The organism is Halobacterium sp. KA-4 (assembly GCF_021028995.1).
Taxonomy (GTDB): Archaea; Halobacteriota; Halobacteria; order Halobacteriales; family Halobacteriaceae; genus Halobacterium.
Genome location: NZ_JAJJZG010000002.1, coordinates 259133 through 275340, shown reverse-complemented (window position 1 = coordinate 275340; position 16208 = coordinate 259133). Strand labels below are relative to the sequence as shown.

Here is a 16208-nt window from a genome sequence, read left to right as displayed (position 1 = left end):
CAATGTGTGCAAACGCTACTTCCATGGAGAACGCAGACGACCTCGCTGACCGCGAGTCGGACGGTCTCTGGTCGCGAGTAATGACGAACCCAACGCCTGCAGCTCGCTGGGCTGCCGTCGCCACGGTCCTCCTGCTCCTCGAGTTCGGTGCCTTCGCTGGCGGTCTTCTCACCATCCTCGACGCCATCGTTATGGGTGCGACCGCGCTCCTCGACGTTGTCGTTGGCATCTTCGCCCCCGGGCTCGCCCAATCGATTGTCGACGTCCAACTCGCAGCCAGCACCTTCATCGAGGGAGTTCGACATGCGGCCGAAAGCCTCCCGACGCTGCTCAGCCGAGACGTCATTCCGAACCAAGGCTATCAAACCCAAAGCGGCACCTGGAACGGTACCTTCTTGGGGCTCTCCCCCGCTGCCGCCTGGGCACTTCGCCTGAGCTTAGTGTTGCTGTACTCGCTGTTCGCCTTCTACTGGCTGTACAAGGGCTGGCAGCTCTTCCGCACGCACTACCGGAAAGCAGATTGGACGCCCCGTGACGACATGGTGGCTCGCCTCCAGAACCACAGCTGGGGCAAGTTCGGAATCATCGTCCTGGTGCTGTTCTTGACGATGTCCCTGTTCGGGTCGACGATGGCACCGTCGACTGTCGACCAGAACATCACTTCCTCGTACTCCCACGAAATCCAGTACTTCTCGGAGGAGTCCGGCCAAGTCGAGACGGTCACCGTCGGACAGGCGAACTTCAACTCGAAATCGAAGGGTGCTGGCGACCAGAACGTCGGGGTGATGTCGTACGACCAGTACGACCGGTTCCACCCGTTCGGGACGCTCACAAACGGCCGCGATCTCTTCACCTATATGATGGGCGGCGCCCAGATCACGCTCATGGTGGCTGGCATCGCCATCGGGCTCGCTAGCCTGATCGCGGCGCTGCTCGCGCTTGTCGCCTCCTACTACACCGGCGTTGTCGACCTCTCGATTCTCACCCTCGCCGACGGTGTGGTATCGATCCCGCAACTCCTGTTATTGATTCTCGTTAGCGTCGTCTTCCAGAACCACTGGCTGTCGTCCGTCCTCAACGGCGGCTTACTCCTTGCGCTCATCTTCGGGCTAACCACCTGGCCGTTCCTCTGGCGGTCGCTTCGCGGTCCCGCCCTTCAAGTCGCCGAAGAGGAATGGGTTGACGCCGCCAAGAGCTTCGGCCAACGCCCGACGACGACGATGCGAAAACACATGCTCCCTTACGTCCTCGGCTATCTCCTGATCTACGCCTCCATGTCTGTCGGGGGAATCATCATCGGGATGGCCTCCCTCTCGTTCCTCGGGAACGGCCTCGGGATTACGCCACCGACACCCGCCTGGGGACGTGTAATCTCTCTGGGACAGCCGTACGTTTCGACCCAATCTTGGCATATCTCGCTTATCCCCGGGGTGATGATCGTCATTCTCGTCACGGGCGCGAACGCGCTCGGTGACGGCATCCGTGACGCCATCGATCCCGAGAGCGAGGGTGACTCCGAAGAGGAAGCTGCCGCCGCTGGAGGTGGTGCCTAAATGAACTCGACACTCAACGACGCCAACCCTGACAGCAGCACCGAACCCGTCCTGTCGGTTCGAAATCTTCAAACGGTCTTCCGCACTGACCGCGAACTCATTCGGGCCGTCGACGGTATCAGCTTCGACATCAGCAAAGGCGAAACCCTCGGCATCGTCGGCGAATCCGGCTCCGGGAAAAGCGTCACCGCCCGGTCGATTATGGGCTTGGTTGACTCTCCCGGTGAAATCCTTCCTAAATCGTCGATCAAATTCAACGGCGAGGAACTCACCGAGTACACTGACGCGGAATACCAACAGATCCGCGGCAGCGGCATCGGGATGGTGTTCCAAGACCCCCTCAAATCTCTCAACCCCGTCTACACGGTCGGCAACCAAATCAAGGAAGCCCTCCGAATCAATCGCGGGATTAGCGGCCAAGAAGCCACCGACAAAGCAATCGAGCTGCTTGAGGACGTCGCAATTCCCGACCCCGCTCGCCGCCTGAAGGAGTATCCCCACGAGTTCTCCGGCGGAATGCGCCAGCGTGCCGTGATCGCGATGATGCTCGCCTGCGATCCCGACCTCCTCATCTGTGACGAACCAACCACCGCGCTCGACGTCACCATTCAAGCACAGATCATCGAACTGTTACAGGACCTCCAGGAAGAACGGGACCTCGCTATCCTGTTCATCACCCACGACATGGGCGTAATCGCGGAGATCAGTGACCGCGTTAACGTCATGTACGCGGGTGAGTTCGTCGAGAAAGCCCCAGTTACCGAGCTCTTCGAGAATCCGAAGCATCCGTATACGGAGGGGCTGCTCGACGCCATCCCGGGGACGAACGCGGAGAAGGAACGCCTGAACACGATTGAGGGTGACGTCCCGACGCCGAACGAGCAGGCGACGTACTGTCGGTTCGCACCCCGCTGCCCGAAAGCGTTCGAAGATTGCGAGCAGGTTCATCCGGTCCACGTCCCCATCTCTGAGGACGGCGAACACTCCGCGGCCTGCCTGTTGTATCCGGAGGACCGGTCCACCGAGGAGGCTGTCGAATACCACCGTGAACGCGGCCGTGAAGCCGAAGACGTTCCTGAGGGTGATCACGCATGAGTAAGCCGTCCACATCGCCGAGTTCCGCGACCGACCAGCCGAATGAGACGCTCGTCGAAGTCGAGGGGCTGAAAAAATACTACGGGGAAGCTGGCCGGTTCAGTGGGCCGCCCGTGAAGGCTGTCGACGGCGTTACGTTCAATATCGAGGAAGGGGAGACGCTCGGGCTCGTCGGCGAGTCCGGCTCCGGCAAGACGACACTTGGCCGGACATTAATCCAGCTGGAAACCGCCACAGAGGGCCGTGTTTCGTTCTCCGGTCAGGACATCACGAAGCTCAGTGGTGACGAGCTCAAGCAGTGGCGGAAGAATGCACAGATCGTCTTCCAGGATCCCGAGTCCAGTCTCAACGACCGGATGACTGTCGGCGAGCTCGTGCGGGAGCCACTCGACGCCCACGACTGGAAGTCACCAGCCGAGCGTCGCGAGAAAGTCCGCTCGCTGCTGTCCGCCGTCGGCTTGCAGGAAGACCACTACTTCCGGTACCCTCACCAGTTCTCCGGCGGCCAGCGCCAACGCATCGGCATCGCGCGCGCACTCGCCCTCGAACCTGACTTCCTCGTGCTTGACGAGCCGGTGAGCGCGCTCGACGCATCTGTACAGGCGAAGATTCTGAACCTCCTTGAGGATCTTCAGGAGGAGTTCGGCCTGACGTACCTGTTCATCGCGCACGACCTCTCCGTGGTGCGCCACATCTGTGACCGCGTTGCGGTGATGTATCTCGGAAAAATCATGGAGATTGGGGAGACCGAAGAACTGTACACGGACGCCCAAAATCCGTATACGAAATCGCTGCTCTCAGCAATCCCACGTCCGGACCCGACCAGCGAGCGAACACGAATCACGCTGCCGGGCACCCCGCCAAGTCCTCGCGACCCACCGGAGGGCTGCCAGTTCAGTACTCGCTGCCCCGCGAAAATCCGCCCCGAGCAGTTCGCAGACCTCAACGACGACACGTGGGACGCAATCGAGCAGTTCCGTGAAGTCGTCCGCGAACGCACACGGCTCGACGTCGGGGTCCGGGACCGCATGAAGCGCCAACTCGGCGTCTTCTCGAAATTCGACGACATCGAGGCCGCCGCAACCGAGCTCTTCGACGATGTCGAAATCCCGCCGGACGTCGAGAAGCCAATCCAGACCGCAATCGAGCACGTCAAGGACGGCTACCCCGGCCGCGCCCGCAATCACCTCAAAGCCGAATTCGGCGGTGTCTGCGACACCCAGCGACCGGAGATGCATCCCGTCAGTGAGTCCGGCCGCCTGAGCTACTGTCATCGCCACAGCGACGAATACGCGGACGTCGATACCACACTCGAGCGCCGTACTGACGGCCACTAATCCGTCGTGTCGCCATGAATCGGCGCGTCCTGCGGCTGATCGAGTTCGTGTACTGGGTCCTCGCCGCTTCAGTCGTGGTCCTCATCGTGGCCGGTGTTCTTGGCTTCGCTGCCGGTAACTCGCTCGTCACGGTCAAGTATCTCCTGTTCGTCGTTGGCTTCCTCCTCTTCGGCATCGGCGCGATCGGAATCCGGCCAGCCCCAGCTGCACCCCACAAGGAGAAACGCTTCTCCCCGGAGAGTAAGTCACCGTCGGGCTTCGAAACCTGGATTCAACGGCTCCCACCACTCAACGACCATCCGTTGCGGTTTGCCGACCGAATCAGTCGAAGCTGGAAGCTTCTCGTGACTAGCCTAATTGTGTTAGGCGTCTCATTATTCCTTGAACTCGGGCTTGGTGTCACAGCCAGCGCCGCGTAGCAGTCATTCGCGCTCAAATCCACGTGGCTTTAAGCGCTTCTCTCCCAAGGATTCAGGTATGTCCACGACGACCGAATCCGCTCGGCTACCCAGGCTGAAATGGGTGCTTCGGAAACTCGTCAGCCTCTTCATCATCTACGCCGCCCTCGGGAGCATCTATCAGTCCATTCGCGCAGACAATATCCTCGCGGTCGTCCTCTACGTCCTGCTCGGCATCGGCGGTTTCTACCTGCTCTCGAACTGGTAGCCCTCGTTTTGCTTGCCGTTGCTGCAGGCGTTCTTCGGCGATAGCAGTAGCTGGATTCGAAACGACTGGTCGTGCGAGGAGAACGTCCCCCAAGGAGGAGATGGCTGTTACCGATCGACTTCGTAGGCGTAGAACTCGTCGGGATTCGGGAAGAAGGCGGCGACGTCGTCGTGCTCGAAGACACCGACTTCCGTGTGATCGAGTGTTTTGACGCGCGTAAACATCGTCCCACGTTCGGTTGCCGCTCGCACGAGGGGTGCCGCATGGCGCTTCTGGTAGACGCCCGCGATGAACACGATCTCCTCGGCATTTACATCGATACACTCCGTGACGATGTAGACGTGGCCAGCACTTGACGTTTGATAGACGCCGGTTTCGGTGAAGTCGTTACCCAGATACGCCTCCTCAAACTCTTCGACGGTGTTTCCCGGGATGATGTATGACAACCCGAACTCGTCCGTGTCACCCATCTCCGGCGCAACGGGGGAGGTGTCACCGGCGGCGATCGTCACTGTCGAGAACTCTTTCTCCTCGCGGTCGGCTGCCATCGCTCGCATATCCTGAACCGCGCGCTCCCACCCGCTTTTCGCTTCGTCGCTCGTCTGGGAGAGCCGCTCGGCGTCCGTCGGCGTCCCGCCGCCCGGCGTCTGATTGACCATATGAATGATGTGTGCTGCCAGGCTCAAAGGCCTTGTCACAGCTCCTCGCGCGCCGTCTCACCGATTGAGCGAAACGTGTGTCGATATGCTTCGTTTGCTTAACTCACAGCTGTGGACTGCGAGGTGTCAGTTCGATGCGTTTAAGTATGGGTTGTCACGTTGTATCATACGTCATGGCGACTGACGCCGCGCAGCCGGCGAACCCGTCCGGCACCGACGTGATGGCCTCCCTCGACGACGAGGGCCCCGAGTCCCGACTCGTCATCGCGGACATCTCCTGCGACGAGGCGTGGATGTCGGTAACAGCCGACCACGCGACCGCACTCTCGGCCTGGCGATAGGCCGACTGCGACGGCGTTCCGACTTTTCGTACTGCCGCGGCACCTAGACGGTAGGACTTTTGCTGGCGCGCCCGTTGGGTGCATCCATGAACGTTCGCGAAGTCTCCGGCGGCCGCGAGTTCGTCGCGCGACTCGACCATGGCGTCGACTGGCGCGAGGAAATCGAGTCGCTGGCGGCCGACGAGGGCATCGACGCCGCGTGGTTCGTCGGCATGGGCGCGGTCCAGGACGCCGAACTCTGGTACTATGACCAGGACGACTTCGAGTACCAAGCCGCGCGCTTCGAGGAGCCACTGGAGGTCGCGGCCTGCGTCGGGAACCTCTCCGAGCTAGACGGTGAACCGTTCGCGCATACGCACGTGACCCTCTCGCGGCGGTCCGGACAGGCGCTGGCCGGCCACCTCGACCGTGCGACTGTGTTCGCTGGTGAACTGTACGTCCGCGAGCTCGACACCGAGCTGGTCCGCGAGCACGACGACGCCACCGACCTCGACCTCTGGCTGTAATGCGGCCCGAGGACGAGGACTACTTCGCGTCCCTGGAAGCCGGCCTTGACGAGGCCTTCGACGTCGCCGAGCGCGCGAAGCGCCGCGGCGAGGACCCCAAGCCCGAGGTCGAGATTCCGGTCGCCAAGGACATGGCCGACCGCGTCGAGAACATCCTCGGCATCGACGGCGTCGCCGAACGGGTGCGCGACCTCGAAGGCGAGATGTCCCGCGAGGAGGCCGCGCTCGAACTCGTCGAGGACTTCGTCGAGGGGCGGGTCGGCGACTACGACACCAAAGCCGGCAAAGTCGAGGGCGCGGTCCGCACCGCGGTCGCGCTCCTCACGGAGGGCGTGGTCGCGGCGCCCATCGAGGGCATCGACCGCGTCGAGGTCAACGCCAACGACGACGGCACCGAGTACGTCGCCGTCTACTACGCCGGCCCCATCCGCTCCGCGGGCGGGACCGCGCAGGCGCTGTCCGTGCTGGTCGCGGACTACGCCCGCGCGCTCCTCGACATCGACCGCTTCAAGCCCCGGGACGACGAAATCGAGCGCTACGCCGAGGAGGTCGACCTCTACGATTCCGAGACCGGCCTCCAGTACTCGCCGAAGGACAAGGAGACGAAGTTCATCACCGAGCACTGCCCCGTCATGCTGGACGGGGAGGCGACCGGCGACGAGGAGGTCGACGGGTTCCGCGACCTCGAACGCATCGCGACGAACGCCGCGCGCGGCGGGATGTGCCTCGTGCTCGCGGAGGGTATCGCGCTGAAGGCGCCCAAGATTCAGCGCTACACCCGAAATCTGGACGAGGTCGAGTGGCCGTGGCTCCAGGACCTCATCGACGGTACCATCGGAGAGAGCGAGGCCGACCAGGAGGAGGCCTCGGAAGACGCGAGCGGCGAAGCCGCAAGCGAAGCGAACGAGCCCGACGCCGGCGACGCCAACGAGGAGCCCGACGGCCCGCCGCGCGTCGACTCGTCGAACAAGTTCCTCCGCGACCTCATCGCGGGCCGCCCGGTCTTCGGGCACCCCTCCAACGAGGGCGGCTTCCGCCTGCGCTACGGCCGCTCGCGCAACCACGGGTTCGCGACGGCGGGCATCCACCCCGCGACGATGCACCTCGTCGACGACTTCCTCGCGACCGGCACCCAGATCAAGACCGAGCGCCCCGGGAAGGCGGCGGGCATCGTCCCCGTCGACTCCATCGAGGGGCCCACGGTCAAACTCGCGAACGGCGACGTCCGCCGCATCGACGACCCCGAGGAAGCTCTCGAAGTGCGCAACGGCGTCGTCGAAATTCTGGACGTCGGCGAGTACCTCGTGAACTACGGCGAGTTCGTCGAGAACAACCACGACCTCGCGCCCGCCTCCTACGCCCCCGAGTGGTGGATTCAGGACTTCGAGGCCGCCGGCGCGGACGTCCAGGCGCTGAAAGACTCGCCGTACGTCGACCTCGAAGCGCCCGACGCCGACCAAGCGCTGGAGTGGGCGACCGAGTACGACGCGCCCCTGCACCCGACGTACACGCACCTCTGGCACGACGTCGAGGTCGAAGACTTCGAGGTGCTCGCCGACGCCGTCGCGGACGCTCACACGGCAGAGGGCGACCTCGTCGTGCCCAACGAGGACGCGGTCCGCGAGCCGCTGGAAGCGCTGCTCGTCGAGCACACCCAGGACGACGACGAGATTCGGATTCCGGACTGGCTACCGTTCGCGCGCTCGCTCGGAGTTACCGAAGACCTGACCCGGGAGTGGGAGAGCCTCTCCGCGGACGCCCGCGAGTGGCCGAACGCGCTCGCCGCCGTCAACGAAGTCGCCCCGTTCGAGGTCCGCGAGCGCGCGCCCACGCGCATCGGGAACCGCATGGGTCGCCCGGAGAAGTCCGAATCCCGCGACCTCTCCCCCGCGGTCCACACCCTCTTCCCCATCGGCGAAGCCGGCGGCAGCCAGCGCGACGTCAGCCAGGCCGCCCGGCATGCCCCCGACATGAGCGACACCCCCGGCGAACTCGACGTGCAACTGGGCGTCCGCGAATGCCCGTCTTGTGGGGACCACACGTTCGAGCCGCGTTGCGAGGACTGCGGCGAGTGGACTGACCCCCACTACGAGTGCCCGGACTGCAACATTAGCGCCGACCCCGACGAGTCCGGCCGCGTCGAGTGCCCGCGCTGCGAGCGCGAACTCGACAACGTCGAAGTGCAGACCGTCGACGTCGGCGCAGAGTACCGTAACGCGCTCCAAGCGGTCGGCGAGCGCGAGAACGCCTTCGACCAGCTCAAGGGCGTCCAGGGGCTGATGTCCGCGGAGAAAGTCCCCGAACCCATGGAGAAGGGCGTCCTCCGCGCGAAACACGACGTCTCCGCGTTCAAGGACGGCACCGTCCGCTACGACATGACCGACCTCCCCGTCACGTCGGTCAAACCCAGCGAACTCGACGTCACCGTCGAACACTTCCGCGAACTCGGCTACGAGGAGGACATCCACGGCGACCCCCTCGAGCACGACGACCAACTGGTCGAACTCCGCGTACAGGACGTCGTGCTCTCCGATGGGGCTGCGGAGCACATGCTCCAGACCGCGGACTTCGTCGACGACCTCCTCACCCAGTACTACGGCCTCGACGCCTTCTACGAATTGGAGGAGCGCGACGACCTCGTCGGCGAGCTCGTCTTCGGGATGGCGCCACACACCTCCGCCGCCGTCGTCGGCAGAGTTATCGGCTTTACGTCAGCTTCGGTTGGCTACGCGCATCCGTACTTTCACGCCGCAAAAAGACGCAACTGCGACGGTGACGAAGATTGCGTGATGCTCCTGATGGACGGACTTATCAACTTCTCTAAGTCGTTCCTGCCGGACCAGCGCGGCGGCCGGATGGACGCGCCGCTGGTGATGTCCTCGCGCATCGACCCGAGCGAAATCGACGACGAGGCGCACAACATGGACGTCGTCAGCCAGTACCCGCGGGAGTTCTACGAGGCGACCCGCGAGATGGCCGACCCCGGCGAGGTCGAGGACCTCGTGGAAATCGCCGAGGAGACCCTCGGCACTGACACCGAGTACGCGGGCTTCGAGCACACGCACGACACGTCGGACATCCACCTCGGGCCGAGCCTGTCGGCGTACAAGACACTCGGGTCGATGATGGACAAGATGGACGCCCAGCTCGAATTGGCGCGCAAACTCCGCGCGGTCGACGAGACGGACGTCGCCGAGCGCGTCATCGAGTACCACTTCCTCCCAGACCTCATCGGGAACCTGCGCGCGTTCAGCCGCCAGGAGACGCGGTGTCTGGACTGCGGGGAGAAGTACCGTCGGATGCCGCTGACAGGCGACTGCCGGGAGTGCGGCGGGCGCGTGAATCTGACCGTCCACGAGGGCTCCGTGAACAAGTACATGGACACCGCGATTACGGTCGCCGAGGAGTACGACTGCCGCGAGTACACGAAACAGCGCCTAGAAGTTCTGGAGGCGAGTCTCGAGTCGATTTTCGAGAACGACAAGAACAAGCAGTCAGGTATCGCGGACTTCATGTGACTCGCTGAACCGTCGGTTCGGCCACGGCGGTCTTGGTGGTTCGCTACGAAGCACCGCTGGACCATGACCGCGACCGTGTTCCTGGACGTGCCGATTGCAGGCGACGAGTACCGCCTCGACTGCGAGGAAGTACGCATCATCGGCAACGTCGCGTGGGCCGTGCGCGAGGACGAACGCGACACCGTCGTGCCGATGTCGAACGTCACGGGCGTGAAAGGCGACACCGTCGAACAGCGCGTCGAAGAAATCGACTCGCCGGGCGGCCTGTTCACGGAACTGCTCACGGAGCTGTCGTAGCGCCGCCGTGGTGCGTGACGGCGCGGCACCGCGACCCCACTACGGACACCGGCAATTGATTTTATCACGACCCGTGCTGAACGACTACGTATGAGTGAGGAAACTCCTAGTGTCGGCCTCGGGACGGCCGTCTACGACGACGACGGCGAGAAACTCGGGACGATTCGCGGCTTCGACGAGGACGGCTTCTACGTGACGACTCGCGAGGGCGTCGAAGCGCTCTCCATCGAGCACGAGCGTGCCGGCCACGAGTTCGGCGAAGCCGAGCTCATGTGGCGGTGCTCGGAGTGCGGCGAACTCGGCGACCTCCAGGAGTCGTTCCCCGAGGAGTGCCCGAACTGCGGCGTCGAGAAGGAAGCCATTTACTATTGGACTGAAGACTAACCGCTTCCTGCGGTCGGTTCACGAGAAAGCAGTCGCTCAGCGGCGCGAAAAACGTGGAGAAGTCCGGAGTTAGAACGGGGCCTGCGGGCCTTCGTCTTCCTCGACGTCCTCGCCGTCGGCGTCCTCGCCGGGGAACGACGGGCTCATGCCGCTGTCGTGACCGCCGCCCATGCCGGTGTCGGCGTTGACGGCGTCGACTTCGGGAATCTCCTTGGTCATCCGGGACTTGATGGCCTGAATCGTCATCGGGGAGATGCCACAGCCCGAACACGCGCCGCCGAGCTGGAGGTCGACAACGCCCTCCTCGCGGTCGATGTTCTGGATGGCGGCCGTGCCGCCGTGCATCTGAATCTGTGGGAAGTTCCGGCGGAGGAAGTTGTTGACGCGCTCCTCCAGGTCGTCGCCGCTCTGACTCTCGGTGCTCATAAGAACCCGTTGGTGCTGACGTGGCTTATCTCCTGTGGTGCAAGATGTTCGCTCCGGAGGTCCGCCCGCAGTTATGCCTCTACGTCGAACTGCGCGCGCAGTTCCGCCCGAAGCTCCTCGAGGTAGCGGTCGAGGACGTGCTGGGTCTTCTCGTCGGTCGCGACGACGCCGTCGAGCTTGTCGAGGGGGTCGTCGGGGAGTTCGACGGTGAACTCGCCGTCGCCCTCGTAGTGGGGCTCGCTCTCGGCGAGAATCGTCTGGTCGATGCCGTGGACGATGTCCGAGTCGAACGCTTCGTTCATCGTCTCGAAGGCGCTCTTGTACGCGGTCTGGAGCTTCGGGAAGTAGTCGACGTACTTCTGTTCCTCGAACTCCTCGGGCGTCAGGTCGCTCATTACCTGTTGTTTGCCGTGTCGGATTGAAGTGCCCGTCGGTAGCCGCGAACCGGTTGGCTGGTTCGCGTGCCACACCCAATTCTATATCGTAGAATGAGATTTATATCGGACTTGTCTCCCTCACCGGGTGCACGGAGAGCGCCGCTGGGACCTCTCGACGCGATGGAATCCCGACGCGCGTTCGCGCACGCGAGCGCGCCCTTGGGGTTCCGCGGCGAGTAAGCCGAATCCAGCCCGGCGCCACTGGGAAGTCAGTTGTCGGTGCTATCGGAGTTGTCAGATTGTCGTTCGCAGCTGGGCAGGAATTCGAGTTGGGGTCGTAGCTGACGAGCGTGCCGCAGTCGCTTCCGTCCAGTTTACGACGGCTCACAGCGACCGTTCGGTTTGCACGTGGTGTCCACATTTTCTCCCCGTTGTCGATAGCGCTCACCTGGTTCATCCGCACTCACTCGGTGACGCCGTAGTCGAACCAGCACGCTCTGGCTCGTGAGCTTCGTTTGTTCGACCCCCACCTCTCTCACGCGCTCCTCCGGGGGTTCGTCCTTGCCGTGCTTGAATCGGCCCTCTCACGGTGGTAACTGCCGCTGGACCTGTTCTATATCCCTCGCCACCCGGATATAAATACTATACCACGATACACAATCCTGGATGTTTCGCGGCTACTGGACTGACGGGGCCGGCTACCGGAGATTTATGCGTGCGTCGCGTGCCACTCCACGCATGGTCATCTACGAGGCGGACGTTCCCGGCGTCGGGAAGCGGTACGAGGTCGAAACCGGCGACGGCGAACGGGCGGTCGTCATCATCCACCACGACGGCAAGCGCGAACTGTTCCGACGCGCGGACCCGGACGCGGACGCCGAGAAGCTCTTCGACCTCACCGCCGAGCAGTCCCGCCAGCTCGCCACGTCGCTGGAGGGGACGGACTTCCAGCCGCTGGACCTGGATGACATCGACGTCCCGCTCGGTGGCGCGCTCATGGAGTGGGTCGAAATCCCCGAGAAGTCGCCGGTCGCCGGCGAGACGATGGGGAGCGTCCACCTCGGCAAGCAGACCGGCGTGACCATCGCCGCCATCCAGCGCGGCGACGAGACCATCGGGAGCCCGGGCGCCGACACCACGCTCCAGGCCGGCGACATCCTCGTCGCAATCGGGTCGCGCAGCGAACAGAACGCGCTCGAATCCCTCCTCGAAACGGGCAGCGTGGAGGATTCGGACTGACTCGATGGCAGGGTCACTCCTCCTCGAATTCGGCATCGCGCTCACCGTCATCGCCGTCTTGGGCGCCGTCGCACGGCGCTTCGGCCAGCCGGTCATCCCCGCCTATATCGCGGCCGGTATCCTCGTCGGCCCGTACGCGCCGACGAGCGTCGCGGGCATCTCCCTCCAGTTAGTCTCGGATAGCGCCGTCATCGGTACCGTCGCCGAAGTCGGCATCATCCTGCTGTTGTTCTTCCTCGGTCTGGAGTTCGACATCGGGACGCTCGTGCGGAACCGCCGGCGGCTCTCAGTGGTCGGCGGCATCGACCTCGTGGTGAACGCCGCAATCGGCGTCGGCGTCGCGCTGGCGTTCGGATTCGGGCCGGTCGGGACGCTGCTCGTGGCGGGCGTCGTCTACATCTCTTCGTCGGCTATCGTCACGAAGTCACTCACGGACGCGGGCTGGCTCGCGAACCCCGAGAGCGAGGTGATTCTCGGCACGCTCGTCGTCGAGGACCTCGTCATCGCCGTCTACCTCGCCGTCGTCGCGGCAGTCGTCGGTGGCGGCGGCGACGTCGGTGGCGCGCTCGTGACTGTCGTCCAGTCGTTCGTGTTCCTCGCCGCGCTGGCGGGGGCCGCGCACTTTGGGACACAGTACGTCGAGGTCGTGTTCGGGGCCGACACGGACGAGCTGTTCGTGTTGCGCGTGGTCGGCGTCGCCGTCCTCGTCGGCGGCGTGGCGCTCGCGGTCGGCGCGAGCGAGGCAGTCGCGGCGTTCTTCGTCGGTACCGCGTTCAGCGGCACCGACCTCGTCGGCCGTATCGAGAACCTCCTCGTACCGCACCGCGACCTCTTCGCGGCCCTGTTCTTCTTCTCGGTGGGGCTCGGGACCGACCTTCTCGTCGTCGCGGACGTGTGGCTGCTCGTGGCGGTCGCGGTTGTCGCGACGACTGCCGGAAAGCTCGCCAGCGGATACGCCAGCGGCCGCGTCTACGGCCTGAACGAGCGTCGGTCGGCTCGCGTCGGGCTCGGGCTGGTGGCGCGCGGCGAGTTCTCGCTCATCATCGCGACGCTCGCGGCGACGAGCGCGAACCCGACGATTCGCACGCTCGTCCCGGCGTTCGCGGTCGGATACGTCATCGCGATGAGCTTCGTCGGGTCGCTGGCCGTCCAGTACGGAGCGGCGCTGTCGGACGCCTTCGACGCGTGGGTCGGCGAGCGGCAGTCGCTGTAGCGCGGCGCAATCGCTTTACGCGTCGCCGTCTGTCGATGCGACCAGATGGACTCACCTGCCGTCGTCGACGGCCACAACGACGCCGCGCTCGCGGTCCGGCGTGGCGAAGCGACCGTCGACGACCTCGTGGACGGCCGCGACGCCGGCCACCTCGACCTGCCGCGGGCGCGCGACGGCGGGCTCGCTGCCGGCATCTTCGCGGTGTTCGTCCCCTCCGAAGAGCAGTTCGCGCCCGACGCGGACGGCAACCGCGTGGAGACCGACGACGGCTACCGCATTCGGTCGCCACCGCCGCTCGCGCCGTCGTTCGCCGCAAACGCGGCCGACGAGATGCTCGCCGTGCTGGACGACCTCGTCGCGAGGCCTGGCGTTCGGCGCGTCGAGACCGCCGCGGACCTGCGGGCGTGCATCGAAGGGAACGACTTTGGCGTCGTCGTCCACTTCGAGGGCGCGGAGCCGATTCACCCGGACCGTTCGAACTTCGCGGACTACTACGAGCGCGGCCTGCGGTCGCTCGGACTGGCGTGGAGTCGCCCCACCGCGTTCGCGGACGGCGTCCCCTTCCAGTTCCCGAGTTCGCCCGGCGTCGGCGGCGGCCTCACGGAGCGCGGCCGCCGGCTGGTCGAGCGCTGCAACGACGACGGCGTGCTCGTGGACTGCGCACACCTCACCGAACAGGGGTTCTGGGACGTCCACGACGCGTCCACGGCCCCGCTGGTCGTCTCTCACGCCGCCGCGAACGCGGTCTGTCCGTCCTCGCGGAACCTCACTGACGAGCAACTCGACGCCGTCGACGACACGGACGGCGTCGTCGGGTTGACGTTCGCGGCGAGCGCGCTCCGGCCGGACGGTGCCAACGATGCGGACACGAGCCTCGACGTGGTCGTCGACCACGTCGACCACCTCGTCGACCGGATGGGCGTCGAGCACGTCGCGCTCGGCTCGGACTTCGACGGCGCCACGATCCCCGACTCGATTGGCGACGCCGCCGGGACCCGCGACGTGCTCGCGGCGCTCCGCGACGCTGGCTACGAGAACTCAGCACTCCGGAAGCTCGCGCACGAGAACTGGCTGCGCGTCTGTGAGGCGACCTGGGACTAGAGTTGGTCGGCGAGCACGTCGCCGACTTCGTCGAGGAACTCCTGCTCGCGGCCGCGGGGGACAGTCGCGCCCGCGGCGACCGTGTGACCGCCGCCGTCGCCGCCGACCGCCTGTGAGGCCTCGCTCATCACTGCGGAGAGGTCGAGGCCTCGGTCGACGAGTTGCGACGTCCCCCTCGCCGAGACCTTCGTCTCCTCGTCGTTCTTGTAGCCGAACCCGATAATCGGGCGGTCGCTCTCGGTGGCGTCGCTGCCGAGCGCCATCCCCGCGACGATGCCGACGATGGTCTCCCGGATGCGGTCCTCCGCGTGGAACCACTGGAGGTCGTCCTCGATCGTGACGCCCTCGCGTTTCACCCACTGGAGGCCCTCCGAAAGGTTCCGGCGGTGCTCGCGCAGCAGCGTTCGGGCGGCCTCTAGGGGTTCGCCGCGCTCGCCGAGACAGACCGCGAGTCCGACGTCCGCGCGCTCGTAGCGCGCCGTCGCGTTCAGCAGCGTGGAGAACTCGCTGGCGTCTCGGAGTTCGGTCCCTGGCTCCTCGGCCGTGAGCGTGTACGTCTGCCCGACGAGCTTCGTCACGTCCTCGCTGGAGACGCCGTGGCGGACCGCGCGCTTGAGCAGCGCGCTCACGACCGTCTGGCGCTCGTCGTGGCTCAGGTCGGCCCACGTCCGCCAGTCGCCGCCGTCGTGCAGTTCCAAGTCGAGGCCGTCGAGGAAGCGCACCGCGCCGTTCTCGTCGTTCGTGATGCCGGGGACGTACACCTCGCTGGCGTACTCCAGCAGTTTCGGGAGCGGGCGGGTCTGCGTGCCGTACAGCGCGAGGTCCTTCGCGGTGTCGAGCACGCCAGCCTCGACGCCCTCTGCGGCAATCTGGGTGTTCGCGCCGACGAGCTCGCCGTCGACGGTCTGGCGGTCGCCGACCGCGCCGACGATCGCGAGCGCCGCGAGGTCGGTCGCGTCCTCGCCGAGCAGGGCGCGCGCGAGCACGTACGCCGCGCCCGCTCCGGAGAGTTCCTTCCCGCCGTCCACCCCCTCCAGGAGGGGGTTCAGGTGGAACTGCGTGTCCGCGTCGGCTGGCTGGTGGTGGTCCGCGATTATTGGGGTGAAGTCGCCCGTCCGCTCGTGTTCGGTTATCGCGTCCAGTTGTCCGCTCCCGAAGTCCGTGAACAGCACGGTGTCGTGGTCGTGGGCGGCGATACCCGCGATTTCCTCGTCGTCGAGCTGTTTCGAGAAGACGATGTCGTGGGGGATGTCGGCGCGTTCGAGCGCGCTCGCGGCGATGCCCGCGCTCGTCAGGCCGTCGGCGTCGATGTGCGACGCGAGCAATACCGAGTCGGCGGCTTCGAGTGCGTCCGCGCACGCCGCCGCCCGCGCTTGGAGTTCCGGGACCGGAGCGTCCATCACGACCAGGTAGTTCAGCTTCGCGTATAAACTACTGGCTCGGCGGGTGGTTCGTCCGCGCTGGCATAACGTTGAAGCCCGACTCGGGCGACACGG

Annotated in this window: 17 protein-coding genes; 13 read left to right on the top strand and 4 right to left on the bottom strand. The window is 65.1% G+C overall.

The window, feature by feature from the left end:
- The first annotated feature begins 2 nt into the window (after nt 1-2).
- Genes LPA44_RS03730 through LPA44_RS03710 form a run of 5 tightly spaced genes read left to right on the top strand, consistent with a single transcriptional unit; the run spans nt 3 to nt 4651 of the window.
- Nucleotides 3-1553 (top strand): ABC transporter permease, encoded by a 1551-nt coding sequence (locus LPA44_RS03730; RefSeq protein WP_442903359.1) that lies wholly within the window; start codon nt 3-5, stop codon nt 1551-1553.
- Complete coding sequence (locus LPA44_RS03725) at nt 1554-2648, top strand: ABC transporter ATP-binding protein (protein WP_230888241.1); 1095 nt, start codon at nt 1554-1556, stop codon at nt 2646-2648.
- Nucleotides 2645-3985 (top strand): ABC transporter ATP-binding protein, encoded by a 1341-nt coding sequence (locus LPA44_RS03720; protein WP_230888240.1) that lies wholly within the window; start codon nt 2645-2647, stop codon nt 3983-3985. The genes LPA44_RS03725 and LPA44_RS03720 overlap by 4 nt, the downstream gene beginning before the upstream one ends.
- A gap of 14 nt (nt 3986-3999) precedes the next feature.
- Nucleotides 4000-4404: a DUF7555 family protein gene (locus LPA44_RS03715; protein ID WP_230888239.1), complete on the top strand. Its 405-nt coding sequence runs from the start codon at nt 4000-4002 to the stop codon at nt 4402-4404.
- Between the two features lie 58 nt (nt 4405-4462).
- The gene (locus LPA44_RS03710; protein WP_230888238.1) at nt 4463-4651 is read left to right on the top strand and encodes a hypothetical protein; all 189 of its coding nucleotides are present in this window, start codon (nt 4463-4465) and stop codon (nt 4649-4651) included.
- 107 nt (nt 4652-4758) lie between these two features.
- On the opposite strand, the gene LPA44_RS03705 is transcribed toward LPA44_RS03710, so the two are convergent.
- A complete protein-coding gene (locus LPA44_RS03705; protein ID WP_230888237.1) occupies nt 4759-5310 on the bottom strand; it encodes a DUF7529 family protein in 552 nt (183 codons plus the stop codon).
- 173 nt (nt 5311-5483) lie between these two features.
- On the opposite strand from LPA44_RS03705, the gene LPA44_RS03700 reads away from it, so the two are divergent.
- The 5 genes from LPA44_RS03700 (at nt 5484) to LPA44_RS03680 (ending at nt 10356) form a co-directional block, all read left to right on the top strand.
- Nucleotides 5484-5651, top strand: a complete 168-nt coding sequence (locus tag LPA44_RS03700) for a DUF7556 family protein (protein WP_230888236.1) — start codon at nt 5484-5486, stop codon at nt 5649-5651.
- A gap of 86 nt (nt 5652-5737) precedes the next feature.
- Nucleotides 5738-6157: a PPC domain-containing DNA-binding protein gene (locus tag LPA44_RS03695; RefSeq protein ID WP_230888235.1), complete on the top strand. Its 420-nt coding sequence runs from the start codon at nt 5738-5740 to the stop codon at nt 6155-6157.
- Nucleotides 6157-9675, top strand: a complete 3519-nt coding sequence (locus LPA44_RS03690; RefSeq protein ID WP_230888234.1) for a DNA polymerase II large subunit — start codon at nt 6157-6159, stop codon at nt 9673-9675. The genes LPA44_RS03695 and LPA44_RS03690 overlap by 1 nt, the downstream gene beginning before the upstream one ends.
- Nucleotides 9676-9738: 63 nt before the next feature.
- Nucleotides 9739-9972, top strand: coding sequence for a hypothetical protein (locus tag LPA44_RS03685; RefSeq protein ID WP_230888233.1), 234 nt, complete (start codon nt 9739-9741; stop codon nt 9970-9972).
- 90 nt (nt 9973-10062) lie between these two features.
- A complete protein-coding gene (locus LPA44_RS03680) occupies nt 10063-10356 on the top strand; it encodes a DUF7130 family rubredoxin-like protein (RefSeq protein ID WP_230888232.1) in 294 nt (97 codons plus the stop codon).
- A gap of 69 nt (nt 10357-10425) precedes the next feature.
- Here the strand turns inward: LPA44_RS03680 and LPA44_RS03675 are convergent, their stop codons facing one another.
- Together LPA44_RS03675 and LPA44_RS03670 are read right to left on the bottom strand one after the other, a co-directional pair.
- Nucleotides 10426-10782, bottom strand: coding sequence for a NifU family protein (locus LPA44_RS03675; protein WP_230888231.1), 357 nt, complete (start codon nt 10780-10782; stop codon nt 10426-10428).
- Nucleotides 10783-10853: 71 nt separating this feature from the next.
- Complete coding sequence (locus LPA44_RS03670; RefSeq protein WP_230888230.1) at nt 10854-11177, bottom strand: DUF5783 family protein; 324 nt, start codon at nt 11175-11177, stop codon at nt 10854-10856.
- A 720-nt stretch (nt 11178-11897) separates the two neighbouring features.
- On the opposite strand from LPA44_RS03670, the gene LPA44_RS03665 reads away from it, so the two are divergent.
- The 3 genes from LPA44_RS03665 to LPA44_RS03655 are packed head-to-tail and all read left to right on the top strand — an operon-like array spanning nt 11898 to nt 14712.
- On the top strand, nt 11898-12398 hold the full coding sequence (locus LPA44_RS03665) for a cation:proton antiporter regulatory subunit (protein WP_230888229.1): 501 nt from the start codon (nt 11898-11900) through the stop codon (nt 12396-12398).
- 4 nt (nt 12399-12402) lie between these two features.
- Entirely contained in the window at nt 12403-13611 is a 1209-nt protein-coding gene (locus LPA44_RS03660) for a cation:proton antiporter (RefSeq protein ID WP_230888228.1), read from the top strand.
- Between the two features lie 45 nt (nt 13612-13656).
- Nucleotides 13657-14712 (top strand): dipeptidase, encoded by a 1056-nt coding sequence (locus LPA44_RS03655; RefSeq protein WP_230888227.1) that lies wholly within the window; start codon nt 13657-13659, stop codon nt 14710-14712.
- Here the strand turns inward: LPA44_RS03655 and LPA44_RS03650 are convergent.
- A complete protein-coding gene (locus LPA44_RS03650) occupies nt 14709-16112 on the bottom strand; it encodes a single-stranded-DNA-specific exonuclease RecJ (protein ID WP_230888226.1) in 1404 nt (467 codons plus the stop codon). The genes LPA44_RS03655 and LPA44_RS03650 overlap by 4 nt on opposite strands.
- Nucleotides 16113-16208 lie beyond the last annotated feature (96 nt).

Coding starts and splice junctions, on each gene's coding strand:
- LPA44_RS03730 (WP_442903359.1), top strand. CDS start 3: ATGTGTGCAAACGCTACTTCCATGGAGAACGCAGACGACCTCGCTGAC.
- LPA44_RS03725 (WP_230888241.1), top strand. CDS start 1,554: ATGAACTCGACACTCAACGACGCCAACCCTGACAGCAGCACCGAACCC.
- LPA44_RS03720 (WP_230888240.1), top strand. CDS start 2,645: ATGAGTAAGCCGTCCACATCGCCGAGTTCCGCGACCGACCAGCCGAAT.
- LPA44_RS03715 (WP_230888239.1), top strand. CDS start 4,000: ATGAATCGGCGCGTCCTGCGGCTGATCGAGTTCGTGTACTGGGTCCTC.
- LPA44_RS03710 (WP_230888238.1), top strand. CDS start 4,463: ATGTCCACGACGACCGAATCCGCTCGGCTACCCAGGCTGAAATGGGTG.
- LPA44_RS03705 (WP_230888237.1), bottom strand. CDS start 5,310: ATGGTCAATCAGACGCCGGGCGGCGGGACGCCGACGGACGCCGAGCGG.
- LPA44_RS03700 (WP_230888236.1), top strand. CDS start 5,484: ATGGCGACTGACGCCGCGCAGCCGGCGAACCCGTCCGGCACCGACGTG.
- LPA44_RS03695 (WP_230888235.1), top strand. CDS start 5,738: ATGAACGTTCGCGAAGTCTCCGGCGGCCGCGAGTTCGTCGCGCGACTC.
- LPA44_RS03690 (WP_230888234.1), top strand. CDS start 6,157: ATGCGGCCCGAGGACGAGGACTACTTCGCGTCCCTGGAAGCCGGCCTT.
- LPA44_RS03685 (WP_230888233.1), top strand. CDS start 9,739: ATGACCGCGACCGTGTTCCTGGACGTGCCGATTGCAGGCGACGAGTAC.
- LPA44_RS03680 (WP_230888232.1), top strand. CDS start 10,063: ATGAGTGAGGAAACTCCTAGTGTCGGCCTCGGGACGGCCGTCTACGAC.
- LPA44_RS03675 (WP_230888231.1), bottom strand. CDS start 10,782: ATGAGCACCGAGAGTCAGAGCGGCGACGACCTGGAGGAGCGCGTCAAC.
- LPA44_RS03670 (WP_230888230.1), bottom strand. CDS start 11,177: ATGAGCGACCTGACGCCCGAGGAGTTCGAGGAACAGAAGTACGTCGAC.
- LPA44_RS03665 (WP_230888229.1), top strand. CDS start 11,898: ATGGTCATCTACGAGGCGGACGTTCCCGGCGTCGGGAAGCGGTACGAG.
- LPA44_RS03660 (WP_230888228.1), top strand. CDS start 12,403: ATGGCAGGGTCACTCCTCCTCGAATTCGGCATCGCGCTCACCGTCATC.
- LPA44_RS03655 (WP_230888227.1), top strand. CDS start 13,657: ATGGACTCACCTGCCGTCGTCGACGGCCACAACGACGCCGCGCTCGCG.
- LPA44_RS03650 (WP_230888226.1), bottom strand. CDS start 16,112: ATGGACGCTCCGGTCCCGGAACTCCAAGCGCGGGCGGCGGCGTGCGCG.